At 64.9% G+C, this 20,187-nt stretch carries 20 protein-coding genes; 10 read left to right on the top strand and 10 right to left on the bottom strand.

The window, feature by feature from the left end:
- Nucleotides 1-26: 26 nt before the first annotated feature.
- Nucleotides 27-527 (bottom strand): DUF456 domain-containing protein, encoded by a 501-nt coding sequence (locus ACIQXM_RS08945; protein ID WP_400930560.1) that lies wholly within the window; start codon nt 525-527, stop codon nt 27-29.
- Nucleotides 528-653: 126 nt separating this feature from the next.
- Between ACIQXM_RS08945 and ACIQXM_RS08940 the strand changes: the two genes are divergently transcribed.
- Nucleotides 654-1,595 (top strand): hypothetical protein, encoded by a 942-nt coding sequence (locus ACIQXM_RS08940; protein ID WP_400930558.1) that lies wholly within the window; start codon nt 654-656, stop codon nt 1,593-1,595.
- Nucleotides 1,596-1,678: 83 nt separating this feature from the next.
- Here ACIQXM_RS08940 and ACIQXM_RS08935 read toward each other — a convergent pair whose 3' ends face one another.
- Together ACIQXM_RS08935 and ACIQXM_RS08930 are read right to left on the bottom strand one after the other, a co-directional pair.
- A complete protein-coding gene (locus tag ACIQXM_RS08935; protein WP_400930556.1) occupies nt 1,679-2,587 on the bottom strand; it encodes an SDR family oxidoreductase in 909 nt (302 codons plus the stop codon).
- Between the two features lie 312 nt (nt 2,588-2,899).
- Nucleotides 2,900-4,069: a multidrug effflux MFS transporter gene (locus ACIQXM_RS08930; RefSeq protein ID WP_400930554.1), complete on the bottom strand. Its 1,170-nt coding sequence runs from the start codon at nt 4,067-4,069 to the stop codon at nt 2,900-2,902.
- A 144-nt stretch (nt 4,070-4,213) separates the two neighbouring features.
- Here ACIQXM_RS08930 and ACIQXM_RS08925 point away from each other — a divergent pair, with 144 nt between their 5' ends.
- A complete protein-coding gene (locus ACIQXM_RS08925; RefSeq protein WP_400930552.1) occupies nt 4,214-4,660 on the top strand; it encodes a universal stress protein in 447 nt (148 codons plus the stop codon).
- Nucleotides 4,661-4,701: 41 nt separating this feature from the next.
- On the opposite strand, the gene ACIQXM_RS08920 is transcribed toward ACIQXM_RS08925, so the two are convergent.
- Nucleotides 4,702-6,225, bottom strand: coding sequence for an MFS transporter (locus tag ACIQXM_RS08920; protein WP_400930550.1), 1,524 nt, complete (start codon nt 6,223-6,225; stop codon nt 4,702-4,704).
- Nucleotides 6,226-6,346: 121 nt separating this feature from the next.
- Between ACIQXM_RS08920 and ACIQXM_RS08915 the strand changes: the two genes are divergently transcribed.
- The 3 genes from ACIQXM_RS08915 (at nt 6,347) to ACIQXM_RS08905 (ending at nt 8,049) form a co-directional block, all read left to right on the top strand.
- Complete coding sequence (locus tag ACIQXM_RS08915; protein ID WP_400930548.1) at nt 6,347-6,919, top strand: TetR/AcrR family transcriptional regulator; 573 nt, start codon at nt 6,347-6,349, stop codon at nt 6,917-6,919.
- Between the two features lie 71 nt (nt 6,920-6,990).
- Nucleotides 6,991-7,458, top strand: a complete 468-nt coding sequence (gene rraA / locus ACIQXM_RS08910) for a ribonuclease E activity regulator RraA (RefSeq protein ID WP_400930546.1) — start codon at nt 6,991-6,993, stop codon at nt 7,456-7,458.
- Between the two features lie 9 nt (nt 7,459-7,467).
- The gene (locus ACIQXM_RS08905; protein WP_400930544.1) at nt 7,468-8,049 is read left to right on the top strand and encodes a dienelactone hydrolase family protein; all 582 of its coding nucleotides are present in this window, start codon (nt 7,468-7,470) and stop codon (nt 8,047-8,049) included.
- A 28-nt stretch (nt 8,050-8,077) separates the two neighbouring features.
- Here ACIQXM_RS08905 and ACIQXM_RS08900 read toward each other — a convergent pair whose 3' ends face one another.
- A complete protein-coding gene (locus ACIQXM_RS08900; protein ID WP_400930542.1) occupies nt 8,078-8,923 on the bottom strand; it encodes an HpcH/HpaI aldolase/citrate lyase family protein in 846 nt (281 codons plus the stop codon).
- Nucleotides 8,924-9,010: 87 nt separating this feature from the next.
- On the opposite strand from ACIQXM_RS08900, the gene ACIQXM_RS08895 reads away from it, so the two are divergent.
- Entirely contained in the window at nt 9,011-10,201 is a 1,191-nt protein-coding gene (locus tag ACIQXM_RS08895; RefSeq protein ID WP_400930540.1) for an XdhC family protein, read from the top strand.
- An 18-nt stretch (nt 10,202-10,219) separates the two neighbouring features.
- Here the strand turns inward: ACIQXM_RS08895 and ACIQXM_RS08890 are convergent, their stop codons facing one another.
- The 3 genes from ACIQXM_RS08890 to ACIQXM_RS08880 form a co-directional block, all read right to left on the bottom strand.
- Nucleotides 10,220-10,360 carry a hypothetical protein gene (locus tag ACIQXM_RS08890; protein ID WP_400930538.1) on the bottom strand — a complete coding sequence of 47 codons (141 nt, stop codon included), beginning with the start codon at nt 10,358-10,360 and terminating at the stop codon, nt 10,220-10,222.
- A gap of 101 nt (nt 10,361-10,461) precedes the next feature.
- Nucleotides 10,462-11,859: an FAD-binding oxidoreductase gene (locus ACIQXM_RS08885; RefSeq protein ID WP_400930536.1), complete on the bottom strand. Its 1,398-nt coding sequence runs from the start codon at nt 11,857-11,859 to the stop codon at nt 10,462-10,464.
- Between the two features lie 2 nt (nt 11,860-11,861).
- Nucleotides 11,862-13,640 (bottom strand): L-lactate permease, encoded by a 1,779-nt coding sequence (locus tag ACIQXM_RS08880; RefSeq protein WP_400930535.1) that lies wholly within the window; start codon nt 13,638-13,640, stop codon nt 11,862-11,864.
- A gap of 228 nt (nt 13,641-13,868) precedes the next feature.
- On the opposite strand from ACIQXM_RS08880, the gene ACIQXM_RS08875 reads away from it, so the two are divergent.
- Entirely contained in the window at nt 13,869-15,353 is a 1,485-nt protein-coding gene (locus ACIQXM_RS08875; protein WP_400930533.1) for a mannitol dehydrogenase family protein, read from the top strand.
- Here the strand turns inward: ACIQXM_RS08875 and ACIQXM_RS08870 are convergent.
- The gene (locus tag ACIQXM_RS08870) at nt 15,350-16,177 is read right to left on the bottom strand and encodes a sugar-binding transcriptional regulator (RefSeq protein WP_400930531.1); all 828 of its coding nucleotides are present in this window, start codon (nt 16,175-16,177) and stop codon (nt 15,350-15,352) included. The two genes, ACIQXM_RS08875 and ACIQXM_RS08870, sit on opposite strands and share 4 nt — an antisense overlap.
- A 246-nt stretch (nt 16,178-16,423) precedes the next feature.
- Between ACIQXM_RS08870 and ACIQXM_RS08865 the strand changes: the two genes are divergently transcribed.
- From ACIQXM_RS08865 to ACIQXM_RS08855, 3 genes are read left to right on the top strand one after another with little or no spacing between them, the layout of a single operon-like run.
- The gene (locus tag ACIQXM_RS08865) at nt 16,424-17,806 is read left to right on the top strand and encodes an ABC transporter substrate-binding protein (RefSeq protein WP_400930529.1); all 1,383 of its coding nucleotides are present in this window, start codon (nt 16,424-16,426) and stop codon (nt 17,804-17,806) included.
- Nucleotides 17,803-18,747 (top strand): carbohydrate ABC transporter permease, encoded by a 945-nt coding sequence (locus ACIQXM_RS08860; RefSeq protein WP_400930527.1) that lies wholly within the window; start codon nt 17,803-17,805, stop codon nt 18,745-18,747. Before ACIQXM_RS08865 ends, ACIQXM_RS08860 begins: the two co-directional genes overlap by 4 nt.
- A 2-nt stretch (nt 18,748-18,749) precedes the next feature.
- On the top strand, nt 18,750-19,643 hold the full coding sequence (locus ACIQXM_RS08855; RefSeq protein ID WP_400930525.1) for a carbohydrate ABC transporter permease: 894 nt from the start codon (nt 18,750-18,752) through the stop codon (nt 19,641-19,643).
- 78 nt (nt 19,644-19,721) lie between these two features.
- Here ACIQXM_RS08855 and ACIQXM_RS08850 read toward each other — a convergent pair whose 3' ends face one another.
- On the bottom strand, nt 19,722-20,144 hold the full coding sequence (locus ACIQXM_RS08850; RefSeq protein WP_400930523.1) for a ChaB family protein: 423 nt from the start codon (nt 20,142-20,144) through the stop codon (nt 19,722-19,724).
- Nucleotides 20,145-20,187 lie beyond the last annotated feature (43 nt).

Below are 20,187 nucleotides of genomic sequence, written 5' to 3'. Positions count from 1 at the left end.
GCAGGCGTCCGGCAGAAGCAAGCGGGCTACCGAGTGGCGAAGTGCCACCAGATACCGCCAACAAAGACCGTCCCGGCGGCAAAAGCCAGCCCCAGCTCCACCAGGATGCCCAAACCCATGGCCTTCAGCGCCGCGTAACTGGCGGACCAGGCCGCGGGCAGGCTGCGGCGGCGGAAGTATTCGCTCAGCAGCAGCCCCACGGCAAACCCGACGATCAGTCCCACCACGGGAATGACAAACATTCCCGCGACGCCCACCACCACTCCTGCCAGAACCGAAATGTTGGGCACCTGGCGCTGCTTCAGCCGCCGGCCCGTCAGTACAGCGCTGGACAGCAGGCCGGCAAGGGCGAGCACCGCTCCCACGCCAAAAGCCCACCACGCGGGGGCACTCTGGAGTCCGAGCGCCCAGCCCAGCAGCGCCGCAATGATCAGGATGCTGCCCGGCAGGACCGGAATAACAATTCCCGTCAGTCCCACGGCAATGGCAAGGGCAGCAATGACGGTTATGACTATGTCGGGGTCCATCCCCCCAGTCTTCCATTTGCCGTCCGCCGCTAAGTGCAGCCCTGCCGGCGGGGCGGAGTCAATAGTAAGGTTGCTTATAAGGTTGCATCTACAGCCCGATCCACCGACTGGCAACAGGAGACACACATGAGCACGGAATCAGGCAACAACAGCCGGGCCGGAGCCAACGACTCCGACCGCTTGGCGCCCGCGGACGAGACCCAGGTCCTTCCGACCGGAGAGACACCACCGACTCATCCTGCCGGTGCAACCACCGCCGGCAGCACAGCGGCTGCCAACGACGACGGACGCACCCGGGCACTGCCGCTGAGCCACACCAAGGATCCCCACGCGGATTATGCCGACGCCGAGTACAGCCCGGACGCCGGCAACACCGGCACCGGCGTTACCCGCCCAAGCGGCACCGCCCGCCCCGGCGCTTCAGACGGCGCCCGGACCGGCGGGAACGCTGCCCGCGGCGAACGCACCGGCTCCGCCCTGCCGGAGAAGGCCAACCGCGAAGCCCGCCTGGCTTTGGAAAAGGAACGGTTCGGCGGCATGAAGTTCGGTGCCGCGTTCTTCGGCTGGCTGACCGCCACCGGGATGGTGGTGCTCCTGTCCGCACTGGCTGCGGCCATTGGTGCCGCCGTCGACTTCTCCACCGACAATGACCTGGGCCAGTCGCTGGACCAGGCGATGGCCAACCAGAGTGCCGGCATCATCGGCACCGTCATCCTGCTCGTGATCCTGCTTCTGGCCTACTTTGCCGGCGGCTACGTGGCAGGCCGGATGGCCCGCTTCAACGGCTTCAAGCAGGGCCTGGCCGTCTGGCTGTGGGCCCTGATCGCCGGAGTCGCAGTGGTGGTCCTGGGGCTGATCTTCGGTGACGACATCCGCAGCATCAGCCAGCTGAACACGGTGGCCCCGCTGCCGGAGGACCTGGACGGCGCCAATGCGGCAACGTGGATTGCCGTGGCTGCCACACTGGCTGCCACCCTGGTCGGCGCGCTGTTGGGCGGCCTGGCCGGCATGCGCTATCACCGCCGGATCGACCGCGCGGACTTCAGCGACACCGAGATCCGCGCCTAGGCGGAATGAAAAAGAACCGGCCCGCACCTTCTTGAAAGGTGCGGGCCGGTTCTTTTGTTTCCGGGATCGAAATGCCTGTCCGGTTACGGAGTGGGCATTCCGCCGTTGACGTTCAGGGTTTCGCCAATGACATAGCTGGACTCCGGGGAAGCCAGGAAGACATACGCCGGTGCGAGCTCGGTCGGCTGGCCGGCACGGCCCAGCGGGGTGTCCTTCCCGAACTCCGGCAGCGCATCCTTTGGCTGGCCGTCGGAGACCTGCAGCGGCGTCCAGAACGGGCCCGGAGCCACGGCGTTCACGCGGATGCCCTTGGGTGCAAGCTGCTGCGAAAGGCCCTTCGTGAAGTTGTTGATGGCCGCCTTGGTGCTGGCGTAGTCAAGCAGGAAGGGCGACGGGCTGTACGCCTGGATCGACGTGGTGTTGATGATGCTCGATCCGGCGGGCATGTGCGGCAGGGCCGCCTTGGTGATGCGGAAGAAGGCGTAGATGTTGGTCTTGAACGTGTCATCCAACTGCTCGTCGGAGAGGTCTTCAAGGTTCTCCACGGCAACCTGCTTGCCGGCGTTGTTCACCAGGATGTCGAGGCCGCCCAGGGCCTCAACTGCGTCCGCTACCAGCTGCTTGCAGTAGGCGAGATCGCGCACGTCGCCGGGAAGGGCCACGGCCTTGCGGCCGGCTGCCTCCACGAGGCGCACGATTTCACGTGCGTCTTCCTCCTCCTCGGGCAGGTACGCCAGGGCGACGTCGGCGCCTTCGCGGGCGTAGGCGATGGCCACTGCGGCACCAATGCCGGAGTCAGCGCCGGTAATCAGGGCCTTGCGGCCTTCCAGCCGGCCCGTTCCGCGGTACGAATCCTCCCCGCGGTCCGTCTGCGGCTCCAGGGTGGCGTCCAGGCCGGGCTCGGGCTGGTCCTGCTTCGGCGGAGTGATCGTCGGGAAGCGGTCGACGGGATTCTGGAAGGTGTACTGATCGTTTGTGCTGCCGTTGGTCATAGAGTTTCCCCACTTTCGGTAGGTCATTCTGCATGCGGTACGCCAGTTGAGACAGTCACTTTTACTGCCTCAAGAGAAGCGTAAGTATGCTTACTACCCTAGACCCGCGGGCCCGGGGGACTCAAGTTTCGCCCGCAGCCGCATCAAACCGAGGCGCAGGCAGGCGCGCACTGAGGGCCCTGCGCCGGGAGGATCCGGGCGCTAGAAGATCAAGCCGAGGAACCCCACACTGACGCTGCCCACCAGCGCGATGACGAGGAGCCAGACAATGAGCGTTCGGTACTTGTTCATGGTTCGCATAGTCCGTCGAGTCTACCGATCCGCCGGGGTGCGCGGACGGGTGGCCACCAGCGCGGCTGCGGCCATCAGGGCGGAAAGACTCATAATGATGGCCAGCGGCACCGCGGATTCCTTCCCGGCCAGCCCCGTCAGCGGGGAGACCAGCGCTCCGGCGAAGAACTGTCCTCCGCCCAGGATGGCGGATCCGCTTCCGGCCGCGGTGCCCGCTTCCGCCAGGGCCAGCGAAGTGGTGTTGCCCATGATGAATCCCACCGAGGTGGCCGCACAGAAGATGGGGATCGCCAGCAGCAGCGGCGGAGCACCCCCGGCGGAAAGGGCGAGCACGGCGAGCGACATGATCAGAAGTACGGACACAGCCACCGTGACAGTTCTGCGCGGCGGTATCCGGCGGGCGAGACGAGCAGAGATGAACCCGGCAGCCACCAGCCCCATGGCGTTGACGCCGAAGGCAATCCCGTAGGCGGACGCTGAGAGCCCCATCAGGTTCTGATAGACAAAGGGGGACGCCGAAATATAAGCCATGAGCACGCCAAAAGTACTCGCGAACAGGACGGCGTAACCCAGGAATTTCCGGTTTCCCGCCACGCCGGCAAGCCCCGCCAGCAGGGGCCCGCTGCTGCGGCGGCTCCGCGGCTGGGATTCCGAAAGCACTCCGGCCACGCAGACAAACATCACCAGGGACAGCCCGGCCAGCACCCAGAGGACGCCCCGCCAGCCCAGGCTTTCCGCCAGCAGTCCGCCTGCCGTGGGTGCAACCACCGGCGCCACCCCGCCAATGGTCATGAGCAGGCTGAAGGTGCGTGCCGACGTCATGCCGGTTGTAAGGTCAGCGACCATCGCCCGGGCAATGACCACTCCGGCGGAAGCACACAGTCCCTGGAGAAGCCTCCCTCCCACCAGCACAGCCAGGTTGGGGGCCAGCGCACAGACCGCCGAAGCCACGACAAAACCGGCCGAGCCCAGCAGCAGCGGCGGAAACCGACCGTGCCGGTCTGAAAGCGGTCCGAATACCAGCTGCCCCGCCCCCATGCCCAAAAGGAAAGCCGTAAGAGTCAGCTGGACGCCGGTGGCAGAGGTGCCAAGTTCAACTGTCATGGCAGGGAAGGACGGCAGGTACAGATCGGTTGCAAACGGCCCGGTCGCCGAGAGCAGCGCCAGGACCAGCAGCAAGCCGGTGGTCATAGAGGTGACCGGCGTGCGGCGAAAAGGACTGAACATAGGCCTGATGGTACGGGGACCCTCCCCCGGAGCTCCATTCAGGGGGAGGATGGCAGCACAGCACACCAGCCGGCATACCCCAAACCAACAAGAAGGACGGGATGCATCATGAGCACCAGTGAACAGGACCGCAAGCGCATAGTTGTGGGTGTGGACGGCTCCCGGCTTTCCATTGAAGCGCTCTGGAAGGCCCGGCGCCTGGCTGCTGTGCTGGGGTGTTCACTGGAGGTGGTTACGGTCTGGGAGTACAGCATTTCCCTTGCTCCGCCCGTTCCTTCCGAAGTGTGGTCTCCGCAGACCCAGGCCTCGCAGACCCTCGCGGAGGCCGTGGAGGAAGCATTCGGCGACGACATCCCTCCGGATCTCAAGCAGACTCCCCTGGTGGGACTGCCGGTGGAACTCCTCATCGAGGTCAGCCGCGGAGCGGAAATGCTTGTGGTGGGCAACCGCGGGCGCGGAGGCTTCGCCGGACTGCTGCTCGGCTCCGTTAGTTCAACCCTGGCAGCGCATGCCCACTGTCCGGTGCTGATCGTGCACCGGGGCGAATCTGCTTAGCGGGGGGCGCCTTCCCTTGGTGCGGGACACTGCGGCGGAACTCAGTGTCCGGCCGGGGCCTTGCGCAGCAGCACTCCCGCACCGGCGGCAGCAGCCAGCATGATGACGACGCCGATCAGGGACGTGACGCTGACACCTGAATCGAACGCGGCCTGCGCCGAATGCAGCAGGGCCGAACCCTGCTCCGGCGGCAGCGCCTGCACTGCATCAACGGCACCGCCAAGGGTTTCCCCGGCAGACTCGGCCTGTTCGGGGCTCAGCCCGGCAGGCACCTGCACGCCATTGCGGTAGGCGGCCGTGAGGATGCTGCCAAGCACTGCAGTACCCAGAACGGACCCGATCTCATAGGCCGTCTCGGAGATCGCCGAAGCGGAACCGGCGCGGGACGGCGGAACACTGGCCAGGATGAGGTCATTGGAAATGGTTTCCGCTGCCCCCACGCCTACGCCCAGGAAGAGGAAGGCCAGCACCAGCTGAAGCAGGGTGACCGACTGTCCGGCGAAAAACACCAGGGCATAGCCGGCGGCGTTGAACAGCAGCCCGCCGGCCACTACGTAAGCCGGCCGCACATGCTTGACCAAGGGCACCACAGCCAGGCCGGTGATGATCGTCAGCACCAGTCCGGGAAGCATCGTCAGGCCCGCTTCGATGGGCGACTGTCCCACTACCAGCTGCAGGTGCTGGGACAGGAAGAAGATGAAGCCCACCATGGCGAAGAGGCTGAGCAGATTGGCACTGATGGAACCCGTGAACACCGGATTACGGAACAGCCGTACGTCCAGCATCGGCTTTTCGCGGCTCAGCTGGCGGCGCACGAACAGCGCTCCCAGCACCAGGCCTGCGAGGATGAACGGCAGGCCGTGGACAACGCCGTCGGACGCGAAAGACTTAATGCCGTAGGTGATGGCAAGCATGGAGCTCATCACCAGCACCACCCCGGGAACATCCACGGGGCCCGGGCTCGGGTCCTTAGATTCGGGCAGCAGGATGGGTCCGAAGATCAGCAGCGGCAGCAGCACCGGAATGGAGAGCAGGAATACCGATCCCCACCAGAAGTTCTCCAGCAGCACGCCGCCCACGATCGGGCCCAGAGCCGCACCGCCGGAGAAACCCGCCGCCCAAATGGCCACCGCAACGCGCCGCTGGGACGGAACGGTGAAGATATTGCGGATCAGGGACAGGGTGGCCGGCATCAGCATGGCACCGAAAACACCCATCAGGGCCCGGGCCAGGATCAGCATGGAAGCGCTGGGGGCAAACGCTGCAACCAGAGACAGGACACCAAAACCGACGCTGCCGATCATCAGCAGACGACGGCGGCCGATCCGGTCCCCCAAGCTGCCCATCGGAACCAGCAGTCCGGCCAGGACCAGGGCATATATGTCCACAATCCAGAGCAGCTGCGTGCCGCTGGGTGCCAGGGCCTGGGACAGCGACGGGATGGCGAAGCTGAGGACGTTGTTGTCAATGGAGATGAGCAGCACCGGCAGCATCAGGACGGCAAGGCCAAGCCATTCGCGCCGTCCGGCTCGATGGATTTGGGGCGTTTCCTGTACGGCAAGCACAGCTGTCTCCTTCGCGGGTGATAGGGGGGGCGGCAGCAGCGGCAGAGCGGAAGTCTGCACGCCCCGAGCCACTTACTGTACCGTCTAGACTGTACAGCAAAAGATGGCGTAGCGTAAACGTATGCCTGAACACACTTCGACCCGGGACCGCATCCTCTCCGCTTATGAGGAACTCCTCATCAATGAGGGTCCCCGGGGCGCCACCATGGACGCCGTAATCGCGCTGGCCGGCGTATCCAAAGGCGGGCTGCTGTACCACTTCAAGAACAAGGAAGCCCTGGCTGCGGCCCTCATCGCCCGCCTTGAAGAGTTGGCGGCGGAGGACATGAGGTCCATGAGCGCCGATCCGGAAGGCCCGTCCCGGTACCTCGTGCGGGAATCCGTCTATGTGGGAAGCGCACTGGACCGGGCGCTGATCGGCGTCGTTCGCCTGGCCCAGGCTTCGGACCCGGACGCTTCCGCCCTGCTGAAACGGATCCACCGCGGCTGGATGGACCTGGTTCTGGCCGAAGTTGGCCAGCCGGCCATTGCGCGCGCCATTGTCCTGCTCGGCGACGGGCTCTATTACAACGAGGGGCTGCCGGGCGGCTGGCCGCGGGAAAAGGGTTCCACCACCACGGAGTCCGTCGCTGAACTGCTGGAGGTTGTGGACGTCCTGAAGTCCCATGCAGCCAGCCTTCCGCAGTCCCGGTAGGCGCTGCCCGCTCCGCCCGTTCCCGGTGCCGCCTCCCGGCAGCATCCGTCCCCCTGTGCCACAGTGGGTCCATGGACATCAGCACAGCAGATCTTTATGACGAGCACGGTGAGCTCCTGGCCTCGGTATCCCTTCAGCTCCAGGACCTGGGCGGACACACGGGCTTCAGCGGCCCCGTCCGCACTGTCCGCTGCCGGGAGGACAACGGCCTGGTCAAGGCCGTACTGAACTCCCCCGGCAACGGTGCAGTCCTGGTGGTTGACGGTGCCGGATCACTGAACACCGCCCTGATGGGGGATCTGATCGCCGCCGCGGCCGTGGAGAACGGTTGGTCCGGCGTCGTCATTAACGGCGGTGTCCGGGACCGTGCAGCCCTCGCGAAACTGCCGCTGGGCATCAAGGCGCTGGGTTCGAATCCGCGCAAAAGCGCCAAGGATTCCGTGGGCGAGGTGGACATTCCCGTGGAGTTTGGCGGGGCCACGTTCCGGCCGGGCGCAGTCCTTTACGCCGATGAAGACGGCATTCTGGTAGAACGCTAGGAGAGATTCATGGCCAACGTCCTGCTGTTCCACTCCGCCCGGGGATTGACGCCGGGGATGGACGCCTTTGCAGAAGTGCTGCGGGAAAACGGACATACCGTCAACGTCCCCGACCTCTATGACGGACGCACCTTCGGGGACCTCGGCACGGGAATCGCCTACGCGGAGGAGCTCGGCTTCCAGGCGCTGGAGGACGCCGGAGTCCACATCGCCGCGCGGTTTCCGCCGGAGACGGTGTACATCGGATTTTCGCTCGGGGTGATGCCGGCACAGCGGCTGGCGCAGACCCGTACCGGCGCCCGGGGTGCGGTGCTGATCAGCGCCTGCGTTCCGCTCGGCGTCTTTGGCGATACGTGGCCCGCGGGGGTCCCCGTGCAGATCCACGGCATGGAGGACGACCCCGTCTTTGTGGACGAGGGTGACCTCAGCGCGGCCCAAAACCTCGTGGAGACCACCGCCGACGCAGAGCTTTTCCTGTATCCGGGCACCGCCCACTTGTTTGCGGACATCAGCACGGAGGACTATGACGAAACAGCAGCACCCGCGCTCACGGCGCGGGTGCTGGAGTTGTTGGCCCGGGTGGAGCGTTAGCACACCGCCGGCGGAGGCTCTGGAAGGGTTAGGCGTTCCAGAGGCCGTAGGAGTCGGCCAGCGAAGAGATTTTCTGTGCACGGGCCAGGCGCGGAAGGTAGGAGCCGTCGCCCACCACGGCACCGGCTGCGTGCGCTTCGAGCAGCTCGTGGGCCCACTGGACCTCGGACTCGCTCGGGGACAATCCGTGGTTGATGGTGTCCGCGGCATCCGCCAGCAGGCAGAGCTTGCCGGTCATTCCCATGGACTGGGTCACCTTGCAGGCGTCAAGCAGCTTCTCCCCCAGGGCACCCACGGTGGGGCCGTCAATCGGGCCGGGCAGCTGACCCACGCGGGACGCGACCACCAGCTTGGAGCGGGCGTAGGCCAGGGCCATCGGATCATCAGAGGCGCCGGTATCACGGCGGAAGTCACCCACCCCGAAGGCAAGGCGGAAAGTGCCCGGAGCTGAAGCAATCGCCGTTGCGTTCTCAATGCCCAGGGCGGATTCCACCAGGGCCAGCACCGGGGTTCCGGCCTGCAGGCGCATGGCAGTGTGGGTGACCTGCTCCGGCTTCTCCGTCATGGCCAGCATGACGCCGCGCAGGCCCGGAGCCTTGGACAGTGCGGCCAGGTCATCAGCCCAGTAATCGGTCTCGATGCCGTTGACGCGCACCCAGGCGGTCATTCCGGTGGAAAGCGCCTCGACAACGCGTTCGCGGGCAGCGGCCTTGTCGGGTGCCGGGACGGCATCTTCCATGTCGAACACCACGGAATCCGCCTCCGACGCTAGCGCCGGCCCAAAATTGGCTTCATCAGCAGCTGATGCGAGCAGCCAGGAGCGGGACAGTTTTGCAGGCAGCGACGCGGCGCGGCTGTTACGAAAAGGGGCCATACTATAGACCCTACTTTCCAGCCGCCGCCTTATTCCAACTGGCGGCTGCGGCACCGCCGATGATGACGGCTCCGGCAGGGGAAGCCCGTGCTACGCTTCCCTGCAATTATGTGCCGGCCGGGAGCGCTGCTGGAGGGTATCAGCACCATGTTGGAGTATGTGAACCACCTCGTATCCATTCTCGAAAGCGGCAGCGCCTGCGCCGTTGCGACCATCATCGACGCTTCCGGTTCCGTTCCCCGGCCTGCAGGTACCTCCATGCTGGTTTCGGGCTCCGGAGCCGTCACCGGTTCACTGTCCGGGGGCTGCGTGGAATCCGCAGTGGTTGAAGCTGCACTTTCAGCTCTTGGGGAGGGCAGGGCGCGCACAGAAACCTTCGGCTTCAATGCCGACGACGCGTTCGCCGTGGGGCTCAGCTGCGGCGGGACGCTGGAGGTGCTGATCCAGCCCTTTTATCCCCCCGGCGGTCCCGGCGCCTGCCTGTTTCTGCCCGACGGCGGCCCGGCAGCGGTGGTGCGCCGGGCTGACGGGGAGGGCGGCGCCGTCGTTATTGGTGATCCTTCCGTGTCAGGGCTGGAAGCCGCGCTGGAGAAAATTGCCGGCGTCACCGCGGCTCCTGCAGCTGAACACCTTCGGGAGTTGATCTGCCGCGGCTATACCGGGACGGTCCGCCTCACCGGCAGTCCGATCATCCTGTTCCTGGAATCCCGGCAGCCGGCCCCGCGGCTGTACCTGGTGGGCGCGAATGACTTCTCCGCGGCGCTCTCGGCCATGGCTCATCAGCTCGGCTACCGGGTCACCGTCTGCGATGCCCGGCCTGCCTTCACCTCCCGAACCCGCTTTCCCGAGGCCGAAGAAGTGGCAGTGCAGTGGCCGGACACGTTTCTCCGCGAGCGCGCCGAGGCGGGAGAACTTGATGCCACTTCCCTGGTCTGTGTCCTGACCCACGACGCAAAGTTCGATCTGCCGGTGCTGGAGTATATCCTCCAGCGGGATCTCGCCTACGTGGGCGCCATGGGATCTCGCCGCAGCCATGCCCAGCGCATGGCTGCGCTGCGGGCCGCAGGGGTCTCCGAGGACCGCCTCACCCGCCTGCATTCGCCCGTCGGGCTGGACATTGGTGCGCTCACACCGGCGGAGGTGGCTGTTTCCATTCTGGCCCACATGGTGGCCGTGAGAAACGGCAACCGCAGCGGGGCGCCCCTTACTGCCGTGTCCGGACCCCTGCATCCCGCCGGGCCCCGCTCGGGGGACGTTGCCGCTGTGTGCGCACCGTGACGGTGGCAGGTGAGGCGCCTAGCGGCGGGGAGACGAGGACCCAGCAGCCGCAGCGCGCAGTTCGGCAATGCGCAGCCGCAGGAAGATGACCAGCAGCACCAGGGCCCACACCGCCAAAATCGCCACCGCGGCAACCACCAAGAAGTACACAATAATCATGAGTGCACCTATTCCTGAACCAATACTCATCATGTTCCCCCGTAGATCAGCGTTCCGGGATTGTTTCAGCACCCGGCCGGTGCCCCGAATGCTACCGGACCTCAGATGGCCTTTCCCGGATTCAAGATTCCCAGCGGGTCCAGAGCACGGCGGATGGCGTGCTGCACGTCCACTGACACGGCGCCGAGTTCGGCTCCCACCCAGTCCCGCTTGAGCAGGCCCACCCCGTGTTCGCCGGTCAGGGTTCCGCCGAGCCCCTTGGCCAGGAAGAACATCCGGCCCAGCGCGTCCTTGGCCGGCCCGTCCGTTACGGAGTCCCCGGGATCCACCACGATCATGGGGTGCAGGTTTCCGTCCGAGGCATGGGCGATCGTAAAAATCCGCACTCCGGTGGCAGCAGAAATTTCTTCCAGCCCGGTGACGGCTTCGGCCAACCGGCCACGGGGCACACCGATGTCCCCGATCGAAACCCGCCCGATCTTCTCCAGTGAGGGGATGGCGTCCCGGCGGGCGCGGACCATGGCGGCCGCTTCCTCGTCGTCGGCGGCTTTCCCGCACGAGGCAGCATGGTCGCGGACGGCCTGAAGCACTATGTCCTGTTCCAGGAAGGCACCGTACCCGTCCGTCTGCACCAGGAGGAACGAGGCGCCGCGGGAGCGGAAATCAGTGCCCGTTGCAGCATCAACCGCTTCCAGGGTGGGCCCGTCCATCAGTTCCATCATGGAGGGCTGGATCCGGGCGGCCACCACCGCCGATGCCGCCCGGGCGGCGCTTTCGACGTCGGGGAAAAACGCCGCCACGGTGGCCGTGGCCACCGGCAGCGGGCGCAGCCGCAGCGTGGCTTCGACGACGACGCCCAGGGTTCCTTCCGAGCCGATGATCAACGCGTTCAGGTCATACCCGGTGACCCCTTTGATGGTTTCCCTGCCGGTGCGCAGTTCCCGGCCGTCGGCCAGGACAACACGGAGGGCGAGCACGGATTCCCGGGTGACGCCGTACTTCGCGCAGCGCATTCCGCCGGCGTTGGTCGCGATGTTGCCGCCGATGGAACAGATGGCAGTGCTGGCAGGATCCGGCGCATAAAACAGGCCGTATTCCGCCGCCGCCGCGTTGATCTCCGCGTTAAGGACACCGGGCTGGACCACGGCCAGCTGTTCCACGGGATCGATGCGCAGGATTTTATTCATTCGGGAGACGTCCAGGACAATTTCCCCTGAACGCGCGGAAGATCCGCCGGCCAGGCCCGTGCCGGCACCGCGTGGTACCACCGGTACCCGATGCCGGGTGGCCAGGCGCAGCGTCGCCGCCACCTCCTCCGCAGACTCGGCAAACACCACACCGTCCGGGTGCGAGTCCGCCACGAAGCCCGAGCGGTCCGTGCTGGCATGCTCCCGATGCGCTGCCTCGCGGGAAGCGTGCGGCGCCAGATCCAGCAGTGCGGTGCTCGGCGCCGGACCTGCTGGCCCGACGGCGGCGTCAGGGCCGGAGAAAATGCTCACAGTTACGGGACCATCCAGCCGAGGATGGAGGTTGACTGGAGCCAGACCAGCAGCGTCATCAGCACCAGCAGGCCAAGGCTCCAACCGATGAGTTTGCGCAGCAGCGTGCTCTCGGCCCCCTCAAGGCCCACCGCTGCAGAGGCGATGGCCAGGTTCTGCAGCGAGAGCATCTTCCCCAGGACACCGGCGGAGGAGTTTGACGCCGCCATCAGGGTGGCCGAAAGCCCCGTCTCATTGGCAGCTGCCACCTGCAGCTGGCCGAAGAGCGAATTTGAGGACGTGTCCGAACCCGTCAGCGCCACGCCAATCCATCCCAGCAGGGGTGAGAGCAGCGCAAAGAACCCGCCGGCCGAGGCCAGGGCCACGCCCAGCGTGGTGGTCTGGCCGGAAAGGTTCATCACGAAGGACAGCGCCAGCACGGCACAGACCGTCACAATGGTCCAGCGCAGCTGTTTCAGCGTTTCTCCGTAAACCTTGACCCCCTGGCCGGGGCGGATCCGGTACAGCAGCATGGTCAGGATTCCGGCGAACAGCAACAGGGTTCCGGTGGCCCGGATGTGGTCGAAGCGCAGCGTCTGGGCACTGACGGGCTTGCCGTTCGAATCCACGACGTCCAGGCCCGGCCAGTGGAAGGTGACACTGCCGATTTCCATCAGCCAGGCCTTCACAGCCGGTATCTGCGCAAGGGAAAAGACGGCAATGATGATCAGGTACGGGGCCGTGGCCATCCATACGCTGCGGGCATCCGGACGGGGAGTGCTTCCGCCCTCAGCGGCTCCCCCTCCCGGCAGTCCGGCCGAATGACGGCCCCTGTCCGAAGCTTCCGGCCCCGGGCCTTCCAGGGAGCTTCCTGCACTTCCCGCGCCGGCTGCATCCACCGTTTCGCGGGGTGCTGCCTCTTCCTCCCGGACGTCCCCGGCACCCTGCACCTGCCCCGACATGCCGATGATTTCCGCTGGCTGCCAGACCCGCAGCATCAGCAGCACGGCAACGACGGTGGCAACGGCAGCCACCACGTCGGTCAGTTCCACCACAAAGAAATTCGAGGCGACAAACTGCGAAAGCCCAAAGACAATTCCGGACACCAGGGCAACCGGCCACGTTTGCCGCAGCCCGCGCTTGCCGTCCACCAGGAAAACCAGAATCAGCGGTACCACCAGCGCAATGAACGGTGTCTGCCGCCCGGTCATGGACGACAGCTCGTGAAGCGGAATTCCGGTGACACCGTTCAACGCAATAATCGGGGCCGCCATGGCACCGAAGGCTACGGGTGCCGTATTGGCCAGCAGCGCCACAATTGCGGATTTGAGCGGTTTCATCCCCGCCGCCATCAGCATGGCAGCGGCAATGGCCACCGGCGCGCCGAATCCGGCGAGGGATTCCAGCAGTGCACCGAAGCAGAAGGCGATCAGGATGGACAGGATCCGCAGGTCGTCGGAGATGGAACGGATAGTGCGTCCCAGGACCTCGAACCAGGGGGTGGCAACCGTTAGCTTGTAGATCCACAGGGCGTTGATCAGGATCCAGAGGATGGGGAAGATGGCGTAGAACGCACCCAGCCCGGTGGCTGCTGCCACCTGTCCCGCGGGCATCTGCCATCCCACGACTGCCAGCACAATGGACAGCACCAGCGAGATGAGACCGGCCTGATAGGCCTTCATCCGGAAGACACCCAGCAGGACAAACAACAGCAGCAGCGGCAGGGCCGCCAGCACGGCGGACAGGACGAGGGAATCGCCAATCGGGTCCAGCGGCTGGGTAAAAGCAAGCGGTGTTCTCACAAAAACTCCTTTGTCTTTGTTTCACGTCCGTCTGCCCGGTGTTGCCGCTCCAGCATCATCCGCGGTGACGATGGGTTGAGAGTAGGCCGCAACCAGGGGCGGGTCAACGGTGGCGGAGGAATTCCATCCCTCCTCACCGCGCGGGGCATTCGCTCATCTGAGGACCGAATTTTGCTCACATGGTAGGTTGAGCGGCACCTATCCGACTGTCGGCCACGAGGCGGAACCATGAGCAAACTCAGCAGCGCATCCCTATCCAACCTGCCGGGCAACCTGTCCGTTCCCTCCTATGACCGGTCTCAGCTCAGCGTTGGCATTGTCCATTTTGGTGTTGGCGGATTCCACCGGGCCCACCAGGCGATGTATCTGGACCGGCTCATGAGCGACGGCGGGGCCCGGGATTGGGCGATCTGCGGCGTCGGGGTCCTGCCCGGCGACGCAGCCATGAAGACGGTCATGGATGCCCAGGACTGCCTGTACACCTTGGTGCTCAAGAATCCTGACGGCAGCCGCGAGGGGCGCGTCATCGGGTCGATCATCGAGTACCTGCTGGCGCCGGAGGACCCCGAAGCGGTCATTGAGAAGATGGCTGCCCCCGGCACGCGGATCGTCTCGCTGACCATCACGGAGGGCGGGTACAACTTCCACCACGTCACCGGGGAATTTGACGCCGGCAACCCCGCAGTTGCGGCAGATCTGCAGCCGGGTGCTACTCCGGCCACGGTCTTCGGGCTGGTTGCGGAGGCACTGCAGCGGCGCCGGGACAGGGGCCTGCCGCCGTTCACGGTTATGTCCTGTGACAACATCCAGGGCAACGGCGAGGTGGCCCGCAAAATGTTCACGGCCTTCGCCTCCCTGCGCGATCCGGAGCTCGGTGCCTGGATGCAGGAGAACGTTGCTTTTCCCAACTCGATGGTGGACCGGATCACTCCGGTGACCACGGACCAGGACCGTGCGATGGTGGCGGAGGACTTTGGCGTGGAGGACGCCTGGCCGGTGGTGAGCGAGGACTTTGAGCAGTGGGTGCTGCAGGACGATTTTCCGCAGGGTCGTCCTGCCTATGAGGACGCGGGCGTTCAGCTGGTGGACGACGTTGAACCGTATGAGCTCATGAAGCTGCGCCTGCTCAACGCCAGCCACCAGGGCCTGTGTTATCTGGGTTATCTGGCCGGATACCGGTACGCACATGAAGTCAGCCAGGATCCGCTCTTCGCCGATTTCCTGCTGGAGTACATGGTGCGGGAGGCGAGCCCCACGCTGGCGCCCCTTCCCGGCGTCGACCTCCCCGCATACCAGCACCGCCTGATTGAACGGTTCTCCAACGAGTACGTCCGTGACACCCTTGCCCGGCTCTGTGCCGAGAGCTCGGACCGGATACCCAAATGGCTGCTGCCGGTGATCCGCGAAAACCTGGCTTCAGGCGGGGAGATCCACCGTTCGGCAACCATTGTGGCCGGTTGGGCCCGCTACGCGGAAGGCACAGATGAGCAGGGCAGAGCGATCGAGGTGGTGGACCGGCTGCGGGAAACCCTGATGGCTTCAGCGGCGCGGAACCGCGAAGATCCCCTGGCCTTCATCTCGAACGCTGACCTCTTTGGCGATCTGGCGTCCAATGACCGGTTTGTCCAGGCCTACACCGCTGCCCTGGAGTCCCTGCACCAGGCCGGAGCGGTAGCCACCGTCAGCAATCTGGCGGCGGGAAGCCAGGCTTAGACGGCGTTGCCGGAAAGGGCTGCCGCCAGCTCTTGATCCACCAGCAGGGTGGTGACAAAGCCGGCTGCCAGCACTGCCCGGACCGCTTCGGCCCGGGCGGCGCCCTGGGCCACGGCAATGACGCGGGGAGTATGCTGCAGCTGCTCGATGGTTACCGCCACAACGCGGCTGTTCAGCTCCGACTCCACAGGCTTGCCCGCCGCGTCCAGGAGCCGCCCGGAGCATTCAGCCACCGCGCCGGCGCGTGCGGCCGCCAGCCGCACCCGGTTGTCCACCCGGTCCCAGACAGTGGAGAGACCCGGCTGCCAGGCGCCCACGGCGACGACGGCGACGTCCAGGGCGCCTGCCCGGGCCAAGGTCTCTGCGATCTCGGGCTGCCCGCGCAGGCTCTGCGCCGTGGCGGCGTTATCCACCACCAGCGGCGCCCAGAGCGGCCAGGTTTCCACGCCGTCGTGCCGGCCCAGGTTCTGGATCAGTTCCAGCGAATTTCCGCTGCCGGGAACCGGCAGCGCCCCGGCGAGCTGGACAATACTGCACGGTGGCAGCGCCGTCACATGACCCGCTGCGAGGTCAAGGGTGCGGGACCATGACATGCCCACGGCGGCGCCGTCGAAAACTGCCGCCATGAGCTCCTCCGCGGCGGCCTGCGCCATGGATTCCCGGGTGGTGCGGGCGTCCGGGCCCGTGGACGTGATGCGCACCTGTTCAATGCCGAGGGCAGCCGCCAGCCGGGCTGGTTCGGCGCCCCCGGAGGTCGCCGCGGGGACGCGGATGTCGATGCGCACTATCCCGAGTGCCCGGGCTTCCTCCAGATAGCGGGCCACTTGAAAGCGGGAAATGCCGCAGGTCCGGGCTATTTCCACCTTGGAGCGGTTGTTGAGGTAGTAGTCACGCCCGATCCTGGCCAGCAGCTCCTCATGGGATTCGTCTATTCCGGTAATGGCCCTTGCCCTTCCTGTCCGAAAGCCTGCCCTCGAAAACCACCGGGGCTGTTGCCCAATGGGGTGCTTGTGTTTAGAGTTACTCCCCAAATGAGCACAAGGCAATTCTCAGATGAGCAAAGGTGACATATGAGGACAGGACGCAGCAGGCCGGGAAGCCGCAGACGCGGTGACCGAAGGAGCGTGGCCGCGGGAGCTGCGGTCCTTGCCCTCATACTCGCGGGATGCGGCAGTGACAGCGCAGAGGGCCCCGAGGAAATTGTGGTGGCCATCGTTTCCAACCCGCAGATGACCGATGCAATCTCCCTGGAGGACGAGTTCCGTGCCCGGTACCCGGACGTCGATCCCCAGTTTGTCTCGCTTCCCGAAAACGAGGCCCGGGCCAAAATCACAGCATCCGTGGCAACCGGGGGCGGGGAATTCGACGTTGTAATGATCTCGAATTATGAAACGCCGATGTGGGCTGAAAACGGCTGGATCACCAATCTCCAGGACTACACGGAGGACACCCCGGGCTATGACCCGGAGGACTTCATTCCCAATATCCGTGAATCGCTCAGCTACGAAGGGGATATGTACTCGGTGCCCTTCTACGGGGAATCCTCTTTCCTGGCTTACCGCAAGGATCTCTTTGAGGAAGCCGGCCTCGTTATGCCGGAGAAACCCACGTGGCAGGACATCACCGATTTTGCGGAGAGGTTTAACGACCCGGACAACGGGTTCTCCGGTGTCTGCCTGCGCGGGCTGGCCGGATGGGGCGAGGTCATGGCTCCCCTGACCACCATGATGAACACCTACGGAGGCGGCTGGTTTGACCAGGACTGGAACGCCACCCTCGATTCACCGGAGGTGGAAGCCGCCGTTACCGACTATGTGAACCTCGTGCGCAGCTACGGCCAGCCGGGCGCGGCCACTTCCGGGTTCGGCGATTGCCTCACCCAGTACAGCCAGGGCAACGCGGCCATGTGGTACGACGCCACTTCCATGGTCTCCTCGGTTGAAGATCCCAGTTCCTCGCTGGTGGTGGGGAAAACCGGCTACGCGCCGGCACCGGTGAATGAGACGGATTCCTCGGGCTGGCTGTACAGCTGGTCCCTGGCGATTCCCGCCACCAGCGAAAAGAAGGATGCGGCCTGGGATTTCATCTCATGGATGACCGATAAGGACTACATCCAGCTGGTTGGTGAGAAAATCAGCTGGGAGCGGGTGCCGCCGGGCAGCAGGCTGTCCACCTACGAGATTCCCGAATTCGCCGAAGTTGCCGAGGCCTATGCCCAACCCACGCTGACCGCCATGGCGGGGGCCTCGCAGGAATCCAGCATGAAAGGCTCCGTGCCGTATCCGGGGCTGCAGTTCGTGGGCATCCCCGAGTTCCAGGACCTCGGCACCCGGGTTGCCCAGCAGATCTCAGCAGCGATCGCGGGACAAAAAACGGTGCCCGAGGCCCTTGAACAGTCACAGCGCTACGCCGAAACCATCGCGGAGAGCTACCAGTCAGGAGACAGCAAATGAGCGCCCTGGTAGACAAGCACCAAGCCAAGGTCCGCCGGGACGCTGAACAGCGCCACGCCCGCGGCATCTCCAGTGCCGAAGGCTGGAGGCGCCGCGCACCGCTGCTGCCGGCACTGGTCTTCACGCTGATAGTGACCCAGGTTCCCTTTCTTTTCACCATTTGGTATTCACTGCAGAACTGGAACCTGCTGAACCCGGAGGGCGACCGCTTTGTATGGTTCTCCAATTACATTGAGATTTTTGCCGACTCCACCTTCCGCCAGGCCGCCCTGAACTCGGTGATTTTCACATTGGGCTGCGTTTTCTTTGCAATGCTCCTGGGCATTGTGTTCGCCATCCTGCTGGACCGGGCTTTCATCGGCCGGGGAATCGTCCGAACCCTGCTGATCACCCCGTTCCTGATCATGCCGGTGGCCGGCTCCCTGCTCTGGTCGGTGTCCATTCTGAACCCCAACTACGGGTTGCTGAACTGGCTGATCGGCCTGGTGGGAATCTCCCCCGTGGACTGGACCTCGGCCCATCCGATTGCCTCCATCCTCATGTCCCTCGTGTGGCAGTGGACTCCGTTCATGATGCTGCTGGTCCTGTCCGGACTCCAGTCACAGCCCAAGGATGTACTGGAGGCAGCGCAGGTTGACGGTGCCGGCTGGTGGCGGACCTTCATCTCGGTGACGCTGCCGCAGCTGCGCCGGTACATCGAACTCGGCGTCCTGCTCGGCGCGATCTACGTGGTGAACACCTTCGACCAGATTTACCTGATGACCGCCGGCGGGCCAGGCACCGCCAGCGCCAACCTGCCGTTTTACATCTACCAGCGGGCCTTCCTGGGCTTCGACATTGGTCAGGCCGCTGCCATGGGCGTGGTGGTGGTGGTTGCCACCATCATCATTGCCACCTTTGCCCTTCGCCTGATCTTCCGCAGCTTCGACGTAAAGGACTAGCCGTGAGCACCCAAACCGAACCGGCTCCTCCCAGAGGCGTCCCCTCCGCTTCCGAGAACCCGGCAGCCCGGCCCAAGCGGGGAAAGCCGCGGACCGGCGCGTCACTGTTGACCGCCCTGACCTGGATCCTCGCGATCGGCTTCTTCTCGCCGGTGCTGTGGATGGTCCTGACGTCCTTCAAGCAAGAGTCTGCCGCTGCCTCCAATCCGCCCACTTTTTTCTTCACTCCCACGCTGGACCAGTACCGCGCAGTGCTCGACGCCGGCGCCGGCAGTTACTTCATCAATTCAGCGATTGCCACCGGAGTATCCACCCTGCTGGTGGTGATCATGGCTGTTCCGGCGTCCTACGCGCTGAGCATCCGCCCCGTGAAAAAGACCTCCGACGTCCTGTTTTTCTTTATCTCCACCCGGATGCTTCCGGTGGTCGCGGTCATCATGCCGATCTACGTGATTGCCGGCCAGCTGAAGGTACTGGACAACATCTGGACACTGGTGGTCCTCTACACGTCCATGAACCTGCCGATAGCAGTGTGGATGATGCGCTCCTTCTTCCAGGAAGTGCCCGCCGAGGTTCTCGAAGCGGCGCAAATGGACGGTGCTGGCCTGATGAAGACGCTGTGGCGCGTGCTGATGCCGATGGTTGCCCCCGGCCTGGCAGCCACCGCCCTGATCTGCGTGATCTTCGCATGGAACGAGTTCTTCTTCGCCCTGAACCTTACGGCGGCCAAATCCGCCACGGTACCGGTGTTCCTGGTCTCTCAAATGACCAGTGAAGGCCTGTACCTGGCGCAGCTGTCCGCCGCTTCGGTCCTCGCGTCACTGCCGGTGGTCCTGGCCGGATGGGTAGCGCAGAAGCAGCTGGTGCGCGGCCTGTCCATGGGTGCCGTGAAGTAGGCCGGATCGGCGGTTCACCAGATAGCCTTCATCTCGCGTTTGCCGGAGTTTCAGGAAAGAAACCATCCGGAGGCTTTCTCAGCTCTTTCGTGAATTTCGTGACGCTTTGTTATTTGCCTTTTGAATCGCGTCCACCAGCTCATCCTTGGTCATGTTGGACCGGCCTGAAATGTCCAGTTTTGAGGCGACGCCGTAGAGGTGGTCCTTGGATGCATTGGCATCCACGCCGCCCTTGGTTTCTCCGGATGAACCCCTGCCGCCTTCGGCCTTGGCGTCGGACGGGCCGGCCTCTTCCTTGGCTTCCCAGTGGTCACCCACTTTTTCGTGTGTGTGCTTTAGGGCGGCATAGGCCGTGCGGGCAGCCCGCTCCCCCTCGCCATACTCGTCAACCGCGGAATCATAGGTCTTTGCGAACGTATCCTGGGCCAACTTGTCCGAACGCTGCAGAGTTGAGGGCAGTTCACTCTTCTTGGCAGAATCGTTCTTTCCGGTCTTGGGCATTGCTCTTCCTTTCCGGCAGGCGCAGTACTAAGTACCCTTACTG

This window comes from Arthrobacter sp. NPDC097144, assembly GCF_044762205.1.
Taxonomy (GTDB): Bacteria; Actinomycetota; Actinomycetes; order Actinomycetales; family Micrococcaceae; genus Arthrobacter_B.
Note: the sequence above shows the minus strand (reverse complement) of the source record. Positions and strands in the feature narration are given on the sequence as shown.